The sequence below is a fragment of the Acinetobacter sp. AOR18_HL genome, assembly GCF_027855145.1.
GTDB classification, from domain to species: domain Bacteria; phylum Pseudomonadota; class Gammaproteobacteria; order Pseudomonadales; family Moraxellaceae; genus Acinetobacter; species Acinetobacter pittii.
Genome location: NZ_JAKTIG010000045.1, coordinates 38827 through 61373, shown reverse-complemented (window position 1 = coordinate 61373; position 22547 = coordinate 38827). Strand labels below are relative to the sequence as shown.

At 38.6% G+C, this 22547-nt stretch carries 19 protein-coding genes; 6 read left to right on the top strand and 13 right to left on the bottom strand.

Going from position 1 to position 22547, the window contains the following annotated elements:
- Positions 1-5: 5 nt before the first annotated feature.
- On the bottom strand, positions 6-701 hold the full coding sequence (locus MKL51_RS12180; protein WP_002120391.1) for a GntR family transcriptional regulator: 696 nt from the start codon (positions 699-701) through the stop codon (positions 6-8).
- Between the two features lie 256 nt (positions 702-957).
- The gene (locus MKL51_RS12175) at positions 958-1761 is read right to left on the bottom strand and encodes a sulfite exporter TauE/SafE family protein (protein WP_005071011.1); all 804 of its coding nucleotides are present in this window, start codon (positions 1759-1761) and stop codon (positions 958-960) included.
- A gap of 30 nt (positions 1762-1791) precedes the next feature.
- Between MKL51_RS12175 and MKL51_RS12170 the strand changes: the two genes are divergently transcribed.
- Complete coding sequence (locus tag MKL51_RS12170; RefSeq protein ID WP_017481303.1) at positions 1792-2544, top strand: biotin--[acetyl-CoA-carboxylase] ligase; 753 nt, start codon at positions 1792-1794, stop codon at positions 2542-2544.
- A gap of 15 nt (positions 2545-2559) precedes the next feature.
- Entirely contained in the window at positions 2560-3294 is a 735-nt protein-coding gene (locus tag MKL51_RS12165; protein WP_002120277.1) for a pantothenate kinase, read from the top strand.
- Between the two features lie 49 nt (positions 3295-3343).
- On the opposite strand, the gene ffh is transcribed toward MKL51_RS12165, so the two are convergent.
- Complete coding sequence (gene ffh, locus MKL51_RS12160; RefSeq protein ID WP_017481302.1) at positions 3344-4756, bottom strand: signal recognition particle protein; 1413 nt, start codon at positions 4754-4756, stop codon at positions 3344-3346.
- A 140-nt stretch (positions 4757-4896) separates the two neighbouring features.
- Between ffh and MKL51_RS12155 the strand changes: the two genes are divergently transcribed.
- Positions 4897-5706, top strand: a complete 810-nt coding sequence (locus MKL51_RS12155; protein WP_002120294.1) for a cytochrome C assembly family protein — start codon at positions 4897-4899, stop codon at positions 5704-5706.
- An 84-nt stretch (positions 5707-5790) separates the two neighbouring features.
- Positions 5791-6735 (top strand): tRNA-dihydrouridine synthase, encoded by a 945-nt coding sequence (locus MKL51_RS12150; RefSeq protein WP_025468420.1) that lies wholly within the window; start codon positions 5791-5793, stop codon positions 6733-6735.
- Positions 6736-6816: 81 nt separating this feature from the next.
- On the opposite strand, the gene MKL51_RS12145 is transcribed toward MKL51_RS12150, so the two are convergent.
- The 7 genes from MKL51_RS12145 to MKL51_RS12115 form a co-directional block, all read right to left on the bottom strand.
- On the bottom strand, positions 6817-7770 hold the full coding sequence (locus tag MKL51_RS12145; RefSeq protein WP_017481300.1) for a DUF6160 family protein: 954 nt from the start codon (positions 7768-7770) through the stop codon (positions 6817-6819).
- A gap of 161 nt (positions 7771-7931) precedes the next feature.
- Positions 7932-10343 carry a DUF6160 family protein gene (locus MKL51_RS12140; protein ID WP_017481299.1) on the bottom strand — a complete coding sequence of 804 codons (2412 nt, stop codon included), beginning with the start codon at positions 10341-10343 and terminating at the stop codon, positions 7932-7934.
- A gap of 32 nt (positions 10344-10375) precedes the next feature.
- Entirely contained in the window at positions 10376-11101 is a 726-nt protein-coding gene (locus MKL51_RS12135; RefSeq protein WP_017481298.1) for a DUF6160 family protein, read from the bottom strand.
- A 15-nt stretch (positions 11102-11116) separates the two neighbouring features.
- The gene (locus tag MKL51_RS12130) at positions 11117-13249 is read right to left on the bottom strand and encodes a hypothetical protein (RefSeq protein WP_017481297.1); all 2133 of its coding nucleotides are present in this window, start codon (positions 13247-13249) and stop codon (positions 11117-11119) included.
- A gap of 213 nt (positions 13250-13462) precedes the next feature.
- Positions 13463-14761, bottom strand: a complete 1299-nt coding sequence (locus MKL51_RS12125; protein WP_005071030.1) for a hypothetical protein — start codon at positions 14759-14761, stop codon at positions 13463-13465.
- A gap of 301 nt (positions 14762-15062) precedes the next feature.
- Complete coding sequence (gene dcd / locus MKL51_RS12120; protein WP_002120290.1) at positions 15063-15632, bottom strand: dCTP deaminase; 570 nt, start codon at positions 15630-15632, stop codon at positions 15063-15065.
- A 114-nt stretch (positions 15633-15746) separates the two neighbouring features.
- The gene (locus tag MKL51_RS12115) at positions 15747-16340 is read right to left on the bottom strand and encodes a LysE family translocator (RefSeq protein ID WP_005071033.1); all 594 of its coding nucleotides are present in this window, start codon (positions 16338-16340) and stop codon (positions 15747-15749) included.
- A 362-nt stretch (positions 16341-16702) separates the two neighbouring features.
- On the opposite strand from MKL51_RS12115, the gene MKL51_RS12110 reads away from it, so the two are divergent.
- The gene (locus MKL51_RS12110; protein ID WP_016802582.1) at positions 16703-17269 is read left to right on the top strand and encodes a DUF2062 domain-containing protein; all 567 of its coding nucleotides are present in this window, start codon (positions 16703-16705) and stop codon (positions 17267-17269) included.
- A gap of 32 nt (positions 17270-17301) precedes the next feature.
- On the opposite strand, the gene MKL51_RS12105 is transcribed toward MKL51_RS12110, so the two are convergent.
- From MKL51_RS12105 to MKL51_RS12095, 3 genes are all read right to left on the bottom strand, one after another.
- A complete protein-coding gene (locus tag MKL51_RS12105; RefSeq protein ID WP_017481295.1) occupies positions 17302-18174 on the bottom strand; it encodes a 5'-methylthioadenosine/S-adenosylhomocysteine nucleosidase in 873 nt (290 codons plus the stop codon).
- A gap of 143 nt (positions 18175-18317) precedes the next feature.
- Positions 18318-19508 carry an iron-sulfur cluster carrier protein ApbC gene (apbC, locus tag MKL51_RS12100; RefSeq protein WP_017481294.1) on the bottom strand — a complete coding sequence of 397 codons (1191 nt, stop codon included), beginning with the start codon at positions 19506-19508 and terminating at the stop codon, positions 18318-18320.
- Positions 19509-19653: 145 nt separating this feature from the next.
- Complete coding sequence (locus tag MKL51_RS12095) at positions 19654-20154, bottom strand: hypothetical protein (RefSeq protein ID WP_017386611.1); 501 nt, start codon at positions 20152-20154, stop codon at positions 19654-19656.
- Positions 20155-20438: 284 nt separating this feature from the next.
- On the opposite strand from MKL51_RS12095, the gene metG reads away from it, so the two are divergent.
- Positions 20439-22490 carry a methionine--tRNA ligase gene (gene metG / locus MKL51_RS12090; RefSeq protein ID WP_017481293.1) on the top strand — a complete coding sequence of 684 codons (2052 nt, stop codon included), beginning with the start codon at positions 20439-20441 and terminating at the stop codon, positions 22488-22490.
- Positions 22491-22547 lie beyond the last annotated feature (57 nt).

Here is a 22547-nt window from a genome sequence, read left to right as displayed (position 1 = left end):
CCTAACTAGCGGCGTGAGCGTCTTGCCCAAGCCAATTCAATCTGTTTCATTCGTGTCAGCGATTCCAACACAAGGTTACGTAAGTGTCGACAAAAATCTTCCATAAATAAAGCGGCTTGTTGTGATTTTCGGATTAAAATTGCATCAGTCACGAGTTTAAATAATGCAAATGCTTCTTGTAGTTCCCGCTTAGAGGTATTTAAGGTCAAAAAATAACTACGACGTAATGAAGGTAATAACTCTTTATAAAATTTCATTAGATAAGGATTACCCACCATATCTTGCTGTTCAGCTAAATATTGGAAGACCCCATCATAAAATTTTTCGATATCACCTGCTTTGACATGCTCAAGAAGTTGCTCTAATAGCAACTGTAATTGATCTGCTTCATGCGCACGCCATGTTTCACTCATGCGTTGTACAATATGCCCCAATAACATCATATTTGTATCAAACAACGCTTTAACTTGTTGTGCAGACATTTCTGAAACAATTGCCCCACGGCGTGGAAAAATCTCAATTAAATGAGTACGCTCTAATAATAACAATGCTTCACGAACTGATCCTCGGCTAACGTCAAGTTCTTTGGCAATACGTAGTTCTTGAATACGTTCGCCTTCTACTAGCTCGCCACTAATGATCTGTTCGCTAATATATTTGACAATTTGCTCAGAAAGACTTTCTGTGTCTTCGAGATTCATAAATCACCCGCTACTTTTTATATGCATTAATCCATGCTTTTCTTTCGCATCCTTGTTTTTAACTGATCCCATCGATTAAAAACTATGTCATTGTCTGACAATTTTATTGCATTTTAAGCCAACTCATTTAAAAACAACACCAAAATCAGATGAATAAAAGCTTGGAGCGCTCTTATATTCTATGAATAAAAAAAGCTCGAATTCCTAAAAATTCAAGCTTTTACACCACTGTCTTATAAATTTAAGATTTTAGCCTCTAATGCATAATGCCTTTATAAATAAAATAACTACCTACCACCACTAACAGGCAAGCAAAGCATTTTTTTAACATCTGCGGCGACAACGCATGAGCAACCTTTGCTCCAAACTTCGCTGTGACAAAACTCATGACACTAATGCCAATAAACGCATAGATGTGCACATAACCAATCGTGTTAGGCACTGAGATTTGTTCTTTTGCACCAAACCACATAAAGCCAATCGCTCCAGCAACTGCAATTGGTAAACCGCAAGCGGCAGAAGTCGCGACTGCTTTTTGCATGACCACGCCATGACGGTTTAAGTATGGAACGGTTAAACTTCCTCCCCCAATTCCAAAAATTGCAGAGGCAATACCAATGCCTCCACCCGCCATGAATTGCATAGGGGTTGAAGGGAGCTGACGCGTTGGATCAACAACTACATGTGCTCCTTTAAACATCCTATAGGCCATCACAACCGCAAAAATACCAATAAGAAGTTGCAAATGCTGACCAGACATCAGGTCAGCAATACCCGCCCCTAAAAATGAGCCCAACACCAGTCCAGGTGCTAAATTACGAAAAACAGGCCAAAGTACTGCACCCTTTTTATGATGAGCTGTAACAGAACTAAAAGACGTCACAATAATGGTTGCAAGCGATGTTCCGACTGCAATATGCATGATTACTGCGGGGTCGTAGTGCAATTGGGTAAAAACCACATAGAGGATTGGTACAATAATTAGTCCACCACCCACTCCAAACAATCCGGCAGTAAAACCAGCAATTGCGCCAATGAGTAAATATATGATTAACTCCATAAATGTTTTACCACTCTGCTCATATTCAACATGGATTTAGAGACTCGCCAACTACAACAACTTTTAAGCGCAAAAAACCAGCTTCCAGAAGTGGTTTTATTAAAAGCAACCACAACTTCGACCAATGATGATATTCGTGAAATTGCCCAAAAAGGCATTACAACGGGCTTGGTTTGCAGTGCTCAACAAACTCAAGGGCGAGGTCAACATCAACGGCAATGGATTTCACCTGAAGGAAACATTTATTTAAGCACATTGGTGCAAACTCGAACACCCTTAGATGGTCGCTTAGCACTTGAAGTTGCTCTGAATATTTTGCAAATCCCACAGTTACAAGCTCTTAATCTGCAAGTGAAATGGCCAAACGATTTATATAGTGCTCAGGGCAAATGGGGTGGAATTTTAGTCGAACCACTGTCTCAGCATCAGGCTATTGTAGGTGTAGGTATTAATTTAAAAACACCACCAGTGACTGATAGTAATCAACCAATTACCTCTTTAGAAGATTTGGGCCTAGAGCAAATGGGTCGTCTTGAGTTAATTTCAGAACTTTATATTGCGATTCAAAATGCTGCTCGCTGGTTTGATCATGGCTGCTACAATTTGGCGGGGCGTTTTAACCACCACGCTGCATGGCTTAATCAGCTAGTTCAGTTTGAACATAGTCAGGGACTGGTACATGGTCGTTTTGTTGGAATCTCCAATGAAGGTGCAGTAATTCTTGAAACTCCAGAACCACAGCAGTTTTATCAAGGTCGCCTAAGACCACAAACAACTCAGTAATCAGGTATTTTCCCCATGAAAAGTTTATGGCTTGATATCGGAAACACCCGTTTAAAATACTGGATTACTGAAAATCAGCAAATTATTGAACATGCAGCTGAGCTACATTTACAGTCTCCTGCCGATTTATTACTTGGGTTAATCCAACACTTTAAACATCAAGGCCTGCATCGAATCGGGATTTCTTCGGTACTCGATACCGAAAATAACCAACGTATTCAGCAGATTTTAAAATGGCTTGAAATTCCTGTTATTTTTGCCAAAGTGCATGCTGAATATGCTGAGTTAAAGTGCGGCTATGAAGTTCCGAGTCAGCTCGGGATCGACCGTTGGCTACAAGTACTCGCTGTAGCTCAAGCAGATGAAAACTATTGCATTATTGGTTGCGGAACAGCGCTCACAATTGACCTAACTCAAGGTAAACAGCATTTAGGAGGTTACATCCTGCCTAATTTGTATTTGCAGCGAGATGCTCTTATTCAAAATACCAAGGGTATTAAAATTCCAGACTCAGCTTTTGATAACCTAAATCCGGGCAATAACACTGTAGATGCAGTACATCACGGTATTTTATTAGGCCTCATTAGTACCATTGAAAATATTATGCAGCAATCTCCTAAAAAGCTACTGCTGACTGGTGGTGATGCAACACTATTTGCCAAGTTCTTACAAAAATATGAGCCTGTGGTAGAAACCGATCTTTTACTCAAAGGATTACAGCAATATATTGCCCATTATCCTAAAGACTAAAATACACAACAAAATAAAAGGCGCTATATGCGCCTTTTATTTTATGGATTTATTTCTTTTGGTCATTATTACCAAAGAGTGGGCCCATTCCGCCACCGCCGCCGCCAAATTGCTTTTGCATATTGCCTAATGAACGCATCATTTTGCTCATACCAGATGGATTCGCAAATTTCTTCATCATTTTAGCCATTTGCGCTTGTTGCTTAATGAGTTTGTTCACTTCAGCAACATCCATACCACAACCTGCCGCAATACGTTTTTTACGACTTGGGTTCATTAAGTCCGGATTACGGCGCTCTTTAACAGTCATTGACTGGATAATCGCTTCCATCTTCTTGACTTGTTTTTCAGGGTTCGCTTGCTCAATCGCTTGCTGAATTCCTGCACCGCTCATGCCGGGCAACTTGTCTAAGAAGCCCATCATGCCGCCCATTTTTTTCATTTGCTCAAATTGCATCAGCATATCTTCAAAGTTGAAGCTACCGCCTTTTTGCAATTTTTTCGCCATTTTTTCGGCTTTTTCTTTGTCGATTTTACGTTCAACTTCTTCGACTAAAGAAAGTACGTCACCCATGCCTAAAATACGTTGAGCAACACGATCCGGATGGAATGGTTCTAAAGCGTCAAGCTTCTCACCCATACCCAAGAACTTGATTGGCTTACCAGTAATGGCGCGCACAGAAAGCGCTGCACCACCACGTGCATCACCATCAGTTTTAGTAAGAATCACACCTGTAAGAGCTAAAGCATCATTAAATGCTTTTGCTGTATTTGCAGCATCCTGACCTGTCATGGCATCAACCACAAACAAAGTTTCAGTCGGCTTAACTGCTGCATGTAATTCTTTAATTTCGTCCATCATGTCTGCATCGACATGTAAACGGCCTGCCGTATCGACAATCAATACATCAGCAAACTGGATTTTTGCCTGTTCAATTGCACGATTAACAATATCAATTGGCTTTTCAGAAGGATCTGAAGGAATAAAGCCTGCACCAACTTCATTTGAAACAGTTTCTAACTGTTTAATTGCTGCCGGACGGTAAACGTCGGCAGAAACAGTCATTACTTTTTTCTTTTGACGTTCTTTTAAGAAACGTGCCAGCTTGGCAGCAGTTGTGGTTTTACCTGCACCTTGTAAACCAGCAAGTAATACTACAACAGGAGGTTTCGCACTTAAATCAAGTGTTTCATTCGCCTCACCCATCATCTTGGTGAGTTCGTCATAGACAATTTTTACAAATGCCTGGCCTGGTGATAACTGGGTCATCACTTCTTGGCCCAATGCCTCTTCCTTAACTTTCGCGATAAATTCACGAGTTACAGTTAACGCGACATCGGCTTCAAGAAGTGCCATACGTACTTCACGTAAGGTATCTTTAATATTGTCTTCGGTCAGCTGCCCTGAGCCAGTAACATTTCTTAAACTCTGTGTGAGTCGTTCTGTTAAGGTATCAAACATTGCAAAATCCGCTTAAAATGGCTAGTTGCAAAAAAATCTTTCTCGAAATAGAAAATTTATGCATAGAATGCTATAGGATACTTTAGTTCGCAGCGAATTTATATCTTATATAGATGAATTAATCCTGAAAAAGGTTTGACATGATTAGCCTCCCCTTGGTTTATACAATTTTGGCACTCATCGCATATACCACTTCTTTCTGGTATCTGTTTATTCGTTTAATGTCAAAACGTGAACCAAACTCATGGTTATTTGCTTTTGTTACTATCTTGGCATTAGTACTGCACGGCACAGTTTTATGCGATGCCATGCTTACACCAGCAGGAATTAACTACGATGTATTTAACCTGATGTCTTTTACATCGGGGCTTATGTTATTGTTAAGCTTAATTTTTAGTACTTTCCGCCCTATTCTGCCGTTAAACTTGTTAGGCATTCCTGTCGCAGCTATTGGTCTTATTTTAGGGTTTGCCTTTAGTCGACCAGATCAATTTATTGAACAGCATTCGTTAGGGCTTGATACTCATATCATTCTTTCGCTTTCTGCCTATGCAGTTTTACTGATGGCAACCATACATGCGATCTTAATGTGGTTCCAAAATCGTGAACTCAAAAAGAAACAAAAAAAACGTTTCTGGGTCAACTTACTCCCGCCAATTCAGGCGATGGAATCTTTATTATTTGACCTAATCATTACAGGTTTCATTTTATTAACAATTGCGCTTACATTTGGTTTTTTAACAATTGATAGCTTCTTTGCTCAGCATCTCGCTCATAAAACCGTATTTAGTATTATTTCTTGGTTTATCTATGGCTCATTACTGATCGGCCATTACAAACTTGGCTGGAGAGGTCAAAAAGCAATTCGTTTTACCTTAATGGGTTTTGTACTTTTAGCGATTGGATTTATCGGCAGTAAATTTGTGCTTGAGATGATCTTAGGGCGCTAGAGAAATTAAAATTTAATCGATACTAGACAGCGTTATGCATATCCCGTATAACGCTGTTTTCGTTTTACTCAGGTGACACAGACTGTGAAACTCATACTCGCTCCAATGGAAGGTTTAACTGACCCGATCATGCGGGATACACTCACATCTGTTGGTGATTTCGACTGGTGTGTGACCGAGTTTATTCGCGTTACAGACAGTATTTTGCCAGACCACATCTATTATAGTTTTTGTCCTGAACTAAAAAATGATGGTAAAACAGCAGCAGGTACGCCTGTTCATGTTCAGTTCCTAGGTAATAACCCAGATATGCTGGCAGCAAACGCAGCAAAAGTTGTTGAATTAGGTGCACCTGCAATCGACCTTAATTTTGGTTGCCCTGCAAAAACCGTTAATCGACATCGTGGTGGTTCAGTCCTTCTTGATGAACCAGACGTGGTACATCTGCTGATTAAAGCAGTGAGAGATGCTGTACCTGCTCATATTCCTGTTTCAGCAAAAATGCGTTTAGGTTATCTTGATGAAAACCATACGATGGAAAATGCCCACGCTGTTGAAGATGCAGGTGCCAGCTGGTTAACTGTACACGCTCGAACTAAAGCAGATGGCTATACACCACCAGCTTATTGGGAAAAAATTCTACCTATTAAAGAAGCTTTAAAAATTAATGTGATTGCTAACGGTGAAATCTGGACCAATGCTGATGCTAGAGCTTGTCAGCAACAATCTGGTTGTGAAGACTTAATGATTGGCCGTGGTGCGGTAACGACTCCAGATTTAACACAATGCATTCGCCAAAATATGGATGAAGCATTATTTAGTTGGGAACAACTCGTTGACTTACAAATTCGCTTTTTAAACGGTCAAGCAAAAACAGAAATTGGGATGGTTGGTCGTTATAAGCAGTGGTTAGGCATGATGACCAAAGCCTATCCTCAAGCAAAAGAATTATGGGATCAGGTGAAACGTATTAAAGCTTTAGATGAAATTGTTCACCAATTAGAACACACCAGATCAGATACTATTTAACTCGGCATAGCCTTTAAAAAAAAGAGGGCGATTATTTTCATAGTCGCCCTCTCGTATTTCAGGTTAAGCTATTATTCTTTTTTAAAAGCCGCTTACTTTCATTTTAAAGTCAGTTACAGAAACACCAGTGACACCAAAACTCCCCATAGAACCATTAGGTAAATTATTAAATGTTGTTGTATTTTGAGTAGCCATATTCCCTAAAGTGACATTATTAAGTGAAGCATCAAATTTACTAGATGCGCCTGTATTCCCAAAAGTTAATCCAGTTGGATCAACTCCTGCATAAAAACCATCTAATACAAAACCAGTTGAGGTATTTGTTCCTGCAAACTTAAACCCAAATGTAGCACCCGTATTATCGGACACTAAAGTAATTGGACAACCCGTAGCAGCAGAACAAATAGATTGAATTGCCCCACCAAATTTAACCATGACGGACTGCGCAGCATGACCCAGTTGAATGTTTAAACGGGGTTTATTGGTTTGTACAAAGTTAATATCTAGATTTCCAGTAGAACGAATGATTTCTTTTACACCCGTATTTACTGTCGTTCCCGAACTAAAAATTGATTTGGGTGCATAACTTGTTAATGCATAATCGGATGGACTAGATAAAGATGTACTTGGGGCTAAATAAACTGAAAAAGGTAGAAGTCGAATTCCGTTTACATCATTCCCCATAGATATAGCTAAATTTAAAAAAGGATTTCCACCCCCAGCATCGGTATCCATTGCAATATTAAAAGAAGGATTACCCGATACAGCGGCTTTAATAAACTCTATACTAGGAACTGGATTAGTAGAGTTTCCAGCAATGACAAAACCAGCCTTACTGTTATAAGAAGTTGAAGCAACACCGTTAGTATCAATAAGTGCGACTTGATTAAATTTAACTTTATCGGCCTGAATTCCTAAAGTTAAACCATTTTGACCCGTCGCTGCTGCAAGGCTTTGATCATCCAAAGGTTGCATTGCAAATACACTTGAACTACTGGCAAGTAGCAGCCAGAACCCTATATTTTTATTCTTCATGTCGCTCTAATCCTTAAGAGACAAACGCTTATTATTTGTTCAGACTATCAGAATAATATTCAAGTACAAAGCAATTATCTCTATAACCCGACGAATGCAAATCCAATCACACTAAAATAAAATTTATATAAAAAAGTGACGATAATCGTCACTTTTATTTATTAGTTAAAGGCCCCATTTCTAGGCACAATACTAAAGCTACTATTTAAACGTCCACCCGTAATTGCAAGCTCACCTAAACGTGCGCCCGCTCCTGTTGAAGGCGGATAGAAATTAATATCTTTAACACGTAACGCGCCGTCAATACTCTTATCAGGGTTGAAATAAACCGCTGTATTTACCCCAACTTTACCTAAACCACTTGTTGTATCTTTACCCACAACCAAAGCGGTATTAAACGCTAGCTTTCCTGTAATATTGTCAAAACCAATTGCAGAACCATCAATCGGATCACTAATTTGAACCGTATTTCCAGTTGCTGTCGCAGGCACTGTGAAATCGCCTAGTACAGTTAAAGCACTACCATCTGCAATTGAACTATTTGGCACAATTGATAAGTTAAGATCGCCACCTAAACGGAGTTTTAGACCAAATAACACATCATTATTTTTGGCAAAATTATCGATAGGTGAAGTACATGAACCCGTCGCTGGACAAGTTTTATATTTAGCCCCCGGTAAATAACCTGCTGCAATTTCTGTTGATAAAGCAAGTAGCATCTCTTTTAAACTAATATTAAGACTGCCATTTTCTAAACCAATACTTCCGTTGCCTTTGAGGAACATATCGATATTACGTAAGCCCATGTAATAATCAGTAGGACTACCACCATTATTAGCATTTGGAGAACCATCAATTAATAAAATTGAGGTTGTTTTAGTTCCAGTCGCATCACGTCCCGTAGTTCCAGCAGCAATACCAAAACCTAAACGCGAAGTCGTTCCAGATGCAGCTACAGCATTTCGAATAGGCTTACCATTTGTATCTTTTGTATAGTAATAAGCGCTATTTGCCGGTGCATCTAAACCATATACAGCAGCGTTAGCATTTAAATTATAAAAAGGTAAGGCTAAGCCCCACTGGTTATTTGCACCATTGTCTGCAAACTGATTGGCAGCAGCAACATTTGCACTTGTCGTAAAACGACCGCGTCTTGAAAATGCTTGAAACTCTGCTCCACGCATCGCAAGAATTAAGCTAAACGGATTAGTGACCGTATCACGGTGAATATTATGCTGATAATCAGCAGCTGTTGTTAAAGTACCCGCCCCTAAACGAATTGCATTTAAAGTCGCGTTGTTTGGCATTAATAATGTTTTTGTATCAGCAAGATTTAAATAAATATTTCCGCTGTCAAAATAACCGCGCGTAGCTGAGTTAAGGCCTGTTAAATTACCAAATTCGAAACCATAGGCATTCAGACCTGCTCCACCAATTTCTAAAGTGGTTGCTTTGCCATCTGAGCCTAGCATTGAGTCATTGTCTTTAGTGAATTCACCTTTCATACGAAAGGCAATCCCAGAATTACCTAAAATACTATTACTTGAGCCCGTACCTGTAGCGGTATTTGCTGTACCTAATATTGTTGTATCTGACGTACCATCCATGCCACGGACTTGTAAATAACTATTTACCATACGTCCGCTAGCACCTAAACGAATCAAACCTTTCGCATTTTGGGGACTATTGGTTGCATCTAAAGCATAAGGGTTAGTTTTATCCACATTAGAACTTAACATGACCTCAATATTCAGGCCTGAATTAGTTACTTTTCCACTACTATCTACATATGTTCCTGCTGTTAGACCAGAAGCTGAATCTGCTACACGGTTAAAATCAACATAACCATAGGTACTATTTGGGGTTTGCCCTACACTAGCAACGTTAGTTCCAGTATTCGTCTGTAAAACTAGGCCACGAGTTGGGTCAATCAGCATGGCTCCTTTACCGACAAAATTAAAGTTAAAATTTCTTAAAATTAACTGATTTAGCTGACTACGAGCATCTAATTGCCCTAAATAAATATTGGCATTATTAATACCAAGCGTCATGCTCGACTGACTATTTGCATTAAATAGACCATCTTGGGTTGTAAGTGCCAAATTTAGAGGAGAAGTCGTTTGAATAGCTAGCTGCCCCAGTGTCGGCGAACAAGTAGCAGAGTTATTACATACTTTAAAACTATTTACAGTTATAAGTGATGGACTGCTTTGCATAGAAAAGTCGAGTCCAGTTTTACCCGTAGTTGGGTTACTCCCTACATCTAAACGGTAATTTGTACTTAAAGGCTGACTAGATGCATTACTTTTTTGAACTTTTATCCCGCTCGCTTGCGCTCTTAAGACCTGATCTGCACTACCAGGTGTACCTGCATGATCGTCCCAGTAAGCATTATCAATATTGATTTCATTAAACGTCGTTTGAATCGAAATCCCATCTTGCCCATTAACAGCACTCATGTCAGCATCTGTTAAAGCTTCTAACGCAAAAACATGTCCGCTCACTAACAACATGCTGGTTGTTAATGCGTTTAAAATAAACTTTGAGCTGTGATTTTCTTTATTTTTTTTCATCACTTCAGTTCCTTTGAAATCTACATTAACCCTTAACAACGAGGATGGCTACCATCACAACTAAAGACCATGACTTTTCCTTGGATAGCTAAATTCCCATTCATCATCAAGCCCATAAAACCAGTTTCACGTCCATGGTCATACGCCGATGGTGTTGCAGTAGCAACTTGCTGGTTTGCACTATTAGCAGTCGCCGCATAAGTTGGTTTTTTGAAATATGCATAATCATACATATTTGCACTCGACCCTTGCGCTGTTGTTGAGCTGGTAAAGTTATCTTGCTCAATTGATAAGGCATTAAAACCAAAGTTACGAATTAGAATTGGCTGTGCTGCACTAAAACTAAGCTGAATAGCAGGCTTAATCATTTCAGTATTGTTTTTATCCAAATACTTTAAATCAGCGCCATCCAAACCCATTTTTTGAATATTTAAAGTACCTTGTACGCCTTTAAATACAAGCCAAAGTTTATTACCACTATCACTATTTTCGGCCCAACCACTTGGTTTGGTCGCATCTGCTTGTACAAAACGCTTATTAATTGCCAAGCCAATATGGCAAAACTCTACGTTCTCACAGACACCACCACTACCATTGTCAAATACACCGTTAACTGTCTGGTTTAAATTGAGCATTAAAGATAAATCAGCACCCGCCTGACCATTAATCGCCTGTAATGCGTCATTATCTAAAGTTTGTAGCTCTGCATGAGTGACCGTTGCACAAAGAGCGAGGATTAAAGTACTTATTTTTTTCATAGCATTCTCCTCCTCTTATAGACCTTTAGTTGTCAGTTTCAAGTGTTGGATTAAAACACCGTCGATTGAAGCGGATCCCAAGTTATTTAAAGGACTAATGTTAGACAAAGCTGGAGCTTGATTAGCTGTAGGAATAACGTATCCAGTTGTGCCATTACTACTACCAATTAAATCGTTGACGACAGCATTTCTTGAAGTCAACCATGGAATAGCAGAGTTAGTCCAATCACGATTCGAAGTAGCTCCATACATTGGCGTCGAACCCGATGTACTCGTACATCCTAAAGCACCAGAACAAGTTGTTGCATCAGCTGGTTTTGGCGTTGGATTTGTAATAACCCACGCACCAGTTCCTTTGCTATATTCCCATTGATATAAATATCCTAATGTTTTATAACCACAGTTAGAATTAAACAAACCACAACTATATTCTTGTTTCCATGTCTGGGTATTCTGTTGTCTTTGTTTAAAACGGACCTCTGTCATTGTGGCGGAAGTAGTACCAGATACTGAATTAGTCATTGATACCAAACTACCGGCAGAAGTCCCAGAAACTTGCGTACCTGTTGAAATTAAACGCCCAAAGGAAACGCCAATTGCACCTTCGCCGGTATTTGCTAACAAGGTTTTTCCATTATCAGGACTATATACGGTACCAATCGTAATACTACTATGCGTAGGGTTAACACATGAATAAACGTTACACGTAGAACCTTTGTAAGTCGTGTCAGCACCAGTGTAATCAGTATAAATCTGTTTATATATTTCTGGTTTATTTGCAATTCGAGCAATTTCAATACTAAAGTTTTTGCCGTCGGAACCTAAAATAAGCGGTTGATATAAATTACCTAATACTAAATTAATATTTGGATTGTAGAGATATAAGCCTTCACTATCAGCAAACTTCGGTGCTACAGCGCCTGCAGAGTCAAATGCAGGTGTATATAAATTGTTTGATGCATTTGGTGAGTCTGAAGTTTCACGGGTACTAAATCGCAATACCTTATTTGTATCATTAAAGGCAATTCGTGTTTTATTCGATGTTTTTGTATCTGTTCTAGTTCGATTTTCTACATAGTAACGGCATCCACGAGAGGTACTAAAACTCCCTGTGCCACTGTTACCACAGTCTCCAGTACTACTTGCACTTAAAGTTGAGTTTGCACCCGCATGTACTGTTTGCCATCCATTATTACTACTTGTAGCGTATGTCTGCGTTTGACTCGTAACATTTTCAGTCACAATACTGGTATTTTTGCTATCACCCGTATTTAAGCGAACTAGTCCAGACATTCCTAACGTATTATTATAAAAAGGACTCATTCCTCCAGCCGTAGTTGCACCACCTAATGTTTGGAACATACTAATCTGGCTACCATTTAAACTAAAGCCATTTAGAATGCCTTGCAAACGTAATCGGTTAGCACGAGTTGTATCAATACTGGTACCAATTAACCCGTTATTATTACCATATTGAAATTGGGCTAGAGAGCCATTTGTTGTAGCGACAACATTGGGATTACGTACAAATGCATCAGCCCATAGCCCTAATTTTAAATTATATGCATCAGCTCCCTCTGCCCCATCAATTAATGGTTGATATAGAGGAGCTTCTAAAGATAAATACGTTACTGGGTAAACACCGCTATCTGTTGTACTAAAATTAGGAACATTGGTCGCAGTTTTTACTTTAAATATCCATGGATTGGCTCCTGTGCCCCAACTTGAAATCGCTGCTGCAGCTGAGGTGTTAGCAATACGCGAATTTGCATCGCCATCTGACTTAGATAATGCTAATCCATAAAGAAATATGTCTGCTTTACCTACTGCGCGGTCTTCTGGTCCAACAGTGCCATTACCACTTGTATCAGCCGCACCAACACTCAAAGGCCCTACGGGTACATAGTTAATATAACCTGTATCTTTACTACGATCGGTAATAATTTGATTTACAGATTCATTTGGACCAGCGCCACGAAATACCATGAATGTATTTTGTGGTAATATTGCAATACCTTCGCCTATAGTTTCACTTAAACCAGCATCAGAAAGTTCTTCAAGAGCAAAGCTTGACTGACTTAAAAAAAGTCCAATTAAACTTGCTAAAACGGTTTTTTGAAACCTTACCGTATAATTAAGTGTAGTCATCGTGACCTTCCTGTTTTATACGATGCCACGCACCATATTTCTTTTTCTTTAACAGTCCTTGATGTGAGATTATTTCCTTTTTCATCTCACAAGGGGCAAACTTTTAAAAATTGCCAACCTTTCCACATTTCCATTATGCTGAATATTTACTCAAATGCAAAATTAAATAAATAAAAACTCATTTTTCCGATAAACGAGAAATAAGAGATGCATTTAACAGAATTTTAAAGAACCATAACAGTTAGCTGAGAAGTTTTGTTTTTGAAGCACTACATTAGTTAAGGCCATAGAAGCTGGTGTTTTCCCTGTTAAATCAACAGTTCCAATAGGAAGATTACCTGCTAAACAGTTTAATGCTAATGCTCCACATTTAACAGGATGTGTTTCTAGATAAGAACTAACTTGTCCCAAGGCATCAGTAATTGTAGCTAATGCAATATCAACATTTCCCGTAGGAGTAATTTGTCCAATATCAATTGGGTTTGTAAGCTCTAGCCACCATCCTGTTTGTGCCGTTGAGGCTGCCTCTGGCCATAATATATTTACGCCCTGTACGGAGAGATAACCAGCAGAGCCATTCAGTTGAGCAGCATGGAAATAACCCAGACTTTGTTTAATTGCCACATTTACATCAAGATTATTTACTGTTCCAGTTACATCACCCGAAATCGGAACAGGAATACCCAGCACTGAAGCAGTTGCATCTAAAGTCCCCGTAACTGCAATCCCTCCAACCCTTGCTGTTGCATTCAAATTAGCTGTATTAATACGCTTACCCGTAATAATTTGTTGCCCCATAGACAATGTTCCACTACCTGCACCTAAATTTAGATTATAGGCCGTAGATGTAAATGGAAGTGTTGCTATGTTACCTATAAATTCTGCCCGTCCTGTAATTGCAGTTCCGGTTTCATCTTGGGTAATACCATAGTAAGGATTCGTAGTTACCGTACCTCCAGTTGGTTTAGTTACCATATATCCACTTAATGAATTAATACCACTAGCAGCATCACCATTTTCTAAACCAAAAGTAAGTAAACCCGAAAGTGACTTAGCACTTAACCGAAAACCTTGGATCTCACGTGTAGAAGCTGAATCTGGATTTTTAACAGCAAATTCTAAAAATGGATTGGTAATAATAGCGGAAGAAGAAGCACGCTCAGTACTAGTACTATCTACCGTGCCACCACTTAAACTCAAATAATCAATATCGATGTCACAGGCACCAGCGCCATTTACCCCACCACAACCTAACTGTAATTTTTTAATATTGGCATTAAGTTCTAATTGGGCATCTAATGCAAGTCGGTAAAACCCCATATTTCCATTTGAACTTGAGTTACTTGCAGAATCTGTAGGCGCAATATAAGACATACCCATTAAAGCTTGGCCACGAGTTGCTGATAGTTCAGCATCTGACATAGGGACTAGTGTAGAAGCAGCGTAAGCTGAAGAAAAACATAAGCTTCCGAGAGTTAAAAGTGCTACTCGAAGAGACGTAAACTGTCGCATGGCCGACCTCCGTATCCGTGGGGGCATAATCCTATTTAATTTCTTTTTATTTGGCCTATCTGCATTTGATAAATATTTAACTAAACATTATCAAAGAGAGCCTATATCAACCACATTTGCCTTTAAATTCTGTGATGCAGAACAAAAAACAAATCAATTATTGATCATATTATATCATTTTTTACAAAAGGAAACTGTCGTTTATCATAATTCCGATAAACGCTTCTCAAAAAAATTTTATTTATAAAATTGGGCCACCTAAGTGACCCATTATTTTTAAAATCTTTTCATCGAGGAAAGATTAAGTTTTAGGAAGCGTAACACCTGTTTGACCTTGGTATTTACCACCACGGTCTTTATAAGAGGTTTCACATACTTCATCACTTTCAAAGAATAGCATTTGTGCTACGCCTTCCCCAGCATAAATACGTGCAGGTAAATTTGTCGTATTTGAAAATTCTAACGTAACGTGACCTTCCCATTCAGGTTCTAATGGAGTCACATTTACAATAATACCGCAACGAGCGTAGGTCGATTTACCTAAGCACACTGTTAACACATTGCGAGGTATACGGAAATATTCAATTGTACGCGCTAGAGCAAATGAGTTTGGCGGAATAATACAAACGTCAGACTCAATATCGATAAAACTTTTGTCATCAAAATTCTTTGGATCGACAATTGCAGAATGTACGTTTGTAAAAACCTTGAATTCACGGGCACAGCGTACATCATAACCATAGCTAGAGACCCCGTAGGAAATCAACTTTTCACCATTTTTATCAAAACGGACTTGATTCTCTGCATAAGGTTCAATCATGCCGTGTTTTTCGCTCATCTCGCGAATCCAACGATCAGACTTAATGGCCATGTATTTTCTATCCAAAAGGTAAATTCATTGATTTCGACGTACTTTAACTTAAAAAACCAATTATGAAAACAACACAGAGCTACTCAAATAAATAAGAATAGCTCAGCAGTACGTTTAAAGGTTCAGTAAAGCAGAATAACTAATTGGAATTGAAAAGCTGACCAATACAAGTGAAGCGGTTTTTTGCAAGTTAGTTTGATTTAACCAACCCACTTTCTTAGAAGCTAAAACCGATCCCAAGAAAATCCAGAACAATGCAATTGGGGTAATAAGCGCTAAATAAGCCATCATATGAATTAAATAAATATGAAAATTACTCCATGCAGCTACCGGGAAAATTGCTGAGGCAAAGAGTAAGGCTTTTGGGTTTAATAAAGTGGCGCAGAATAACTCACGAGCACGAATCGTTGGCTGATTTAATTCAACTTCTTGATTTGCCGTATGCCATAACTTGATGGCTAAGAAAATAATATAGCAAGCGCTCAATAGCTTTAGAATAGGCGGCAGCATTGGTAGTGTGCTAGACACTTTTCCAATCAGCATTCCCCATGCAGAAATAGAGATTACATAACCCAAAACTTCTGCTGGAATAAGTTTTACTGACTTCCTTAAACCCACTTGTACTCCTGAAGAAGCGAGCAGAGTATTGGTTGGGCCTGGAGTAAGTAAAATTGTGGCTACTAAGCCAATAAAAAGCCATGAAATCATTGAATGACCTCACAATATAGTCATCTCAGATTAATAGATATCCTGTCACAAGGCAAAAGGTAATTGTAAGACAAAGTATTTCAAGTTATTTTCAAAATAAAAATAAAGTATATAAAAACAAATATTTATAAAATTACCACATAAAGTCGAGAAGAAAACTTTACGGTCAGTTGTTATACTTTTCAAATAGATTCTGAGTTAAGTAACATAACTATTTTTATTTTAAGTCTATTTTTCCATCAAAAGTCTTTATAATAAAAAATATATAGCACTGGTAAGTTTAAATTTTAAGCTTTTAATAAGTTTCAATTCATATATTGTTTCTGATTTTTTATATAGAGCATCGCGCTTTACTACCCTTAATGATTATGGCAAAGCATTTTTTTCAATCTTGGCTTCCCTCCCCCGAGAAAGTTTCAAATATGAAATTTCTAAGGATTTTTGGTAAAAAGACTCTTAATCCTGTGCTTTGGTATGTCAATCGAAAATCAATTACCCGAGCTGTTTTTGTCGGAACTTTTTTTGGTTTACTGCCTATTCCTTTTCACAGCGTATTTATTGTGATGGCTGTATTACTATTCGAAGTAAATTTACCAATTAGCTTGATGCTCGCTTGGTTAAGTAACCCGCTTACATTAGTTCCTATTCTATATATCGGTTTTTGGTTCGGTGCTCATATTTTTCATGTGCATATGATTAACAAAGAAATGTTACTGGGTGTATTGCATCAGATTTCTCGTTGGATTACTCATTTCGGCCATGGCCATATTGATTTTAGTCTTGCGAAAATCTTGATGACTGGACTTGTTGTAGAAGCTTTTGTATTTGCTGTTATTTTATATATATGCACAGAAATTTTCTGGCGCTGGATGGTTGTTAAAAACTGGAAAAGTAGACATCATCAAAAGAAGCAAGAAGAGGTTTTATAAAAGCTTCACTCTTCTTGCATAAGTTTAAATCATTATTTCGGTAGTTTTGATTTCATATATTCTTCGGCCACATTAAGCACATATTCTTGGCAAGCCTCTCCTGTACCAGGGTCATAAGCTCCGTTATTGGTAATATTATTAGATAAGATTCGAATGCCTAGGAAAGGAACATTAAACTGGCTTGCAATTTGTGCAACAGAAGCCGCTTCCATTTCTTCAACAGAAGTACCATAACGCTGGTGGAAAAATTGAATACGATCTAGCTCATTATTCCAGACATCTGCTGAACCAATCGTTCCTTCAACCACATCACCTTTATCATAACGGACTTTATGTGCTGCCATTAACAACTCTTGGTCACCTTCAAATTTGCGTATTGCAATCGGTTCTGGGTCAGATTCATCTGTTGGCAAAACATCAAAAGCCTCACCCCATGTGAGTGAGTCTGAACCACCGCCCACTGGCTGTTTAGGTGTTCTAAATGCACCAATATTGGTTGTATATTTTCCTAAAACAATATCGTAAACGTGCAAATCAGGATCATGTCCACCTGAAGTTCCCTGATTAATGATCGCAATTGGTTTATAACGTTCAATCGCTAGAGCAGTTGCTGCAGCAGAGTTACTCATACCCATGCGGGTTTTAGAAATAATCATTGGATAACCATTATAGGTACCCTTCCAGAAGGTCCATCCCCCTACTGTTTCAACAGTTTTATTCTCTAACTTTGAAGCCATTCTTTCCGACTCTACGGGTAAAGCACCCTGAATAATGATCGGCTGTAACTTCTGTTTTTGTTCCTGAACTGTTGGTGTCTGTGAGGCAGATGAGTTGTCATCGTTACATCCAACTAAAAATAAAGCGCTACATAAACTGATTACGCCCAAACTATACTTAAATTGCATTTTTTAACCTTTCTTTTTAAAAAGTGTAAGGTAGCAATCTACATGCCAATTTCAAGTTCAGCTTTGTTATTAGGATTCAGTAATTTAATTTTTTATTTTAATCAGATGATAAAAAACCCGACTTAAAGCCGGGTTTTAATAAATTAGAAAATACGCTTATCATCACGTGTGCGTTGAGGGATTTTTTCAATCTGCTGCCAGACTGCTTTAGCAATCTCAATATAACTATCAGCCGCATCATCCATTGCCACAACACTCGGTTTACCCTGATCAGCATGTTCACGTATTTGAGCATTTAGAGGCAAACGGCCTAGCAATGGAATATGGTATTGCTCGGAAAGCTTATCACCACCACCGATACCAAAAATTTGCTCTTCATGACCACAGTTTGAGCAAATATGAGTCGACATGTTTTCAACGACACCTAATACTGGAATACCCACTTTATTAAATAACTCAATTCCTTTGATCGCATCAAGCAAGGCAACATTTTGTGGAGTAGTCACAATGATTGAGCCTGTAACCGGAATACGCTGTGCAAGCGTAAGCTGAATATCACCAGTACCTGGTGGCATATCAATCATGAGTACATCTAAATCAGGCCAAAGTGTTTGATTAAACAATTGCATTAGAGCGCCTGTTGCCTTTGGTCCACGCCATGCAACAGGTGTGTTGTTATCACCAGTTAAATGTCCAATAGAAAGCACAGCCATACCATAAGCATCTAAAGGTACAAAATTTTCACTTTCAATAAGTGGGGTTTTACCAGCGTTTCCTAGCATTGTGGGAATACTTGGACCATAGATGTCAGCATCTAATACCCCAACCTTAAGACCCATTTTTTGCAAGGCAAGTGCTAAATTGACGGTAGTTGTCGATTTACCAACGCCACCCTTTCCAGATGAAACTAAAATAACATTCTTAATGCGAGGGTGAAGTGGAACATCTCTTTGTTGCGGAGCGGCTTTTTGAATCGGTGGATTATTTGGATCTGGTTCTGATTTAGGTGAGGCATCAAGCACAGGAGGTAGGTTTGAACTTTCTTGTGTAGGGCGCTTTTGTTGAACTACGTGTAAATTAAGTTCTTCAATACCGCACTTTTCTAATGCACCAGCTAAATCATCATGGATTTGCTGCAAATGCTCTTTTTCATCAGGAAATGTATTAATCGTAAGTTGTAATACACGACCCTGAACTTGAAGCTGACTAATGCGCTCCTTTAAAGCATCTTTCGAATGCGGTAATAAATAATTTTGGAGTACGGTTTGGATTTCATCTTCTTTCACCTCTTGTGCGGGTGAAAAAACGGACTTTAATGAAGAAAGCCAAGACATATTGTTTACTCCAAAAACAGATCATTACAGCTTAATGGAGATAGTGTAACAGTATTGCTCCGCACTCGCTCACCTTGGGATGAATAATTACTAACTTCACATCTCATCTTTTAGGTAAGGAGTGCAGATTTTAGTTTAAATCAGCTTATTCAGCAGAATCATGGTTCTTTAATTTATTGAGTTTATCGGTCGCAGTTTTCTTCAACTCATCAAGTTTTGCGGTTGCTTGCGTTTTCAACTCATCCAATTTTGTAGCAGCCTCTTCCTTTAATTCCGCAGCTTTGGCTTTAGCATCGTCAAGTTTATGAGCTGCTTCTGTACGCAAATGATCAAACTTATCTTGTAGACTATGCTGAGCATCCTCAAGTTTACCTTTTAAATCAGTTGCTTTTTCTTCAAGAGCCTCTTTACCAGACGCTTGTTTTTCTTTTACATTTTCCTTTAAATCATCCAAAGCTTTTTCGCCTTGTACTTTTGCATCAGCCGCTTTTGCCTTTAATTGGTCTACCTTATCTTCAACTGCTTCTTTACCAGCAGCTTGCTTCTCTTTTACATTTTCCTTTAAATCGTCCAAAGCTTTTTCACCTTGTACTTTTGCATCAGCCGCTTTTGCCTTTAATTCATCTAATTTATTTTCTGTAGTCATCGTTGTTATCCTCATAGTTAATTAAAAAATTACCTGAATAAGTTATTAGTTATACATCGTTATGGCTTATTTTCTGACCGTAACTGCAATTTGAAACAAAGACAATACAGGAAGATTCAAATATTTTTTGATTTGTTTATCTGTTCTAAAGAGAAACCATGCCTGACCAAAATCCATTTTAATAGAAATCTCTTATGCCAAGCCGGAGATTATTAATCTTTGCTTATCTCCCTGCATCAGTTAAAATCTTCCACCTTATAAATACGAATGAGAGAATGAAATCCGTGCGTAAAATTTTAGTCACTAATGCCCTCCCTTATGCTAATGGTCCAATTCATATGGGTCATTTACTCGGTTACATCCAGGCAGATATCTGGGTTCGTGCCATGCGAGCAATGGGTCATGATGTGACTTATGTATGTGCGGATGATGCTCACGGTACAGCAATTATGCTACGTGCCGAAGCAAACGGTATTAGCCCAGAAGAGCAAATTGCGAATGTTCAAAAAGAACACATCCGTGATTTTGACGGTTTTGGCGTACATTTCGATCACTACGATTCAACGCATAGCGATGCAAACAAAGCACGTTCAACAGATATCTATATTAAAAACCGTGAAGCTGGAAATATTGCAGTTCGCCCTGTAACTCAGTTATTTGACCCAGAAAAAGGGATGTTCTTGTCTGACCGTTTCATTAAAGGTACATGCCCAAAATGTAAGTCAGAAGATCAATACGGCGACTCATGTGAAGTGTGCGGTACAACTTACAATGCAACTGAGCTACTTAATCCACGTTCAACATTAAGTGGCGCAACACCAGTTGAAAAATCATCAGATCACTATTTCTTCAAGCTTCCAAACTTTTCAGAATATTTACAAAAATGGACGCGTGATGAAGGACGTTTACCTCTTTCAATTGCGAACAAGTTAGATGAATGGTTTGAAGCTGGTTTAGCAGACTGGGATATTTCTCGTGATGCACCATATTTTGGCTTTGAAATTCCAGACGCACCAAATAAATATTTCTATGTGTGGGTAGATGCCCCAATTGGTTATATGTCTAGTTTTGAAAACTACATCAAAACTAAACGCCCAGATTTAAACTTTGATGATTTCTGGAAAAAAGACAGCCAAAACGATGTTTATCACTTTATTGGTAAAGACATTGTTTATTTCCATGCTTTATTCTGGCCTGCAATGCTTGAAGGTGCGAACTATCGCACCCCAACAGGCTTGTTTGTAAACGGTTTCTTAACTGTAAATGGACAAAAAATGTCTAAGTCTCGTGGTACTTTCATTAAGGCCGAGACGTATTTACAGCATTTAAACCCAGAATATCTACGTTACTACTTTGCATCTAAACTTTCAGATAAAGTTGAAGACTCTGACTTAAATCTTGATGACTTTGTTCAGAAAGTAAATTCAGACTTAGTCGGTAAAGTCGTTAATATTGCTAGTCGCTGTGCGAAATTCATTAACAGCAGTTTTAACAATACGTTATCTACTCATTGTGCAGAAACTGAGTTAGTACAAAGTTTTATTGATGCTGGCGATTCAATCGCTGCTGCATATGAAGCACGTGAATTCTCTACGGCGATCCGTGAAATTATGGCGCTAGCTGACCGTGCAAACCAATATATTGATGAGAAAAAACCTTGGGCTCTTGCTAAACAAGAAGGTCAAGAACAACAGGTTCTTGATGTATGTTCTGTGGGTATCAACTTATTCCGTCAACTAGCGGTGTACTTGGCTCCAGTTCTGCCAACTTTAGCTCAACAAGTTCAAGATTTCTTAAAACTTGAAAGCTTCGATTTCGAGTCACGCAAACAAATTCTTGTAAGCCATGAGATTGCGCAGTTCCAACCGCTTATGCAGCGTGTTGATCCAAAAGCTGTTGCAGCTATGGTTGATGCTTCTAAAGAGTCTTTAGGTGCTCCTGCTCCAGAAGCAATAAAAGCGGCAGTAAAAAAAGACAAAGCAGCGCCTACTCCAGCAGTTGGTGAAGCTGAAATTATCGGTATTGAAGATTTCTTAAAAGTTGACTTACGTGTTGCTCAGGTCATTGACGCAGGTACAGTTGAAGGTTCAGATAAACTACTACAACTTACTTTAGACGTTGGTGAAGCTGAACCACGCAATGTATTTAGTGGTATTCGTAGCCAATACACACCAGAAGACCTAAAAGGTAAATTGGTTGTTATGGTGGCTAACCTTGCACCACGAAAAATGCGTTTTGGTATTTCAAACGGCATGGTACTTGCTGCCGGAAATAGTGAAGGTATTTTCATTATTTCTCCAGACAGCGGTGCGAAACCTGGCGATAAAGTTTCTTAATCTGCTTTCAAAAAAAGCTCCCTAAATTGGGAGCTTTTTTATTTTTAAGGGCTTTGA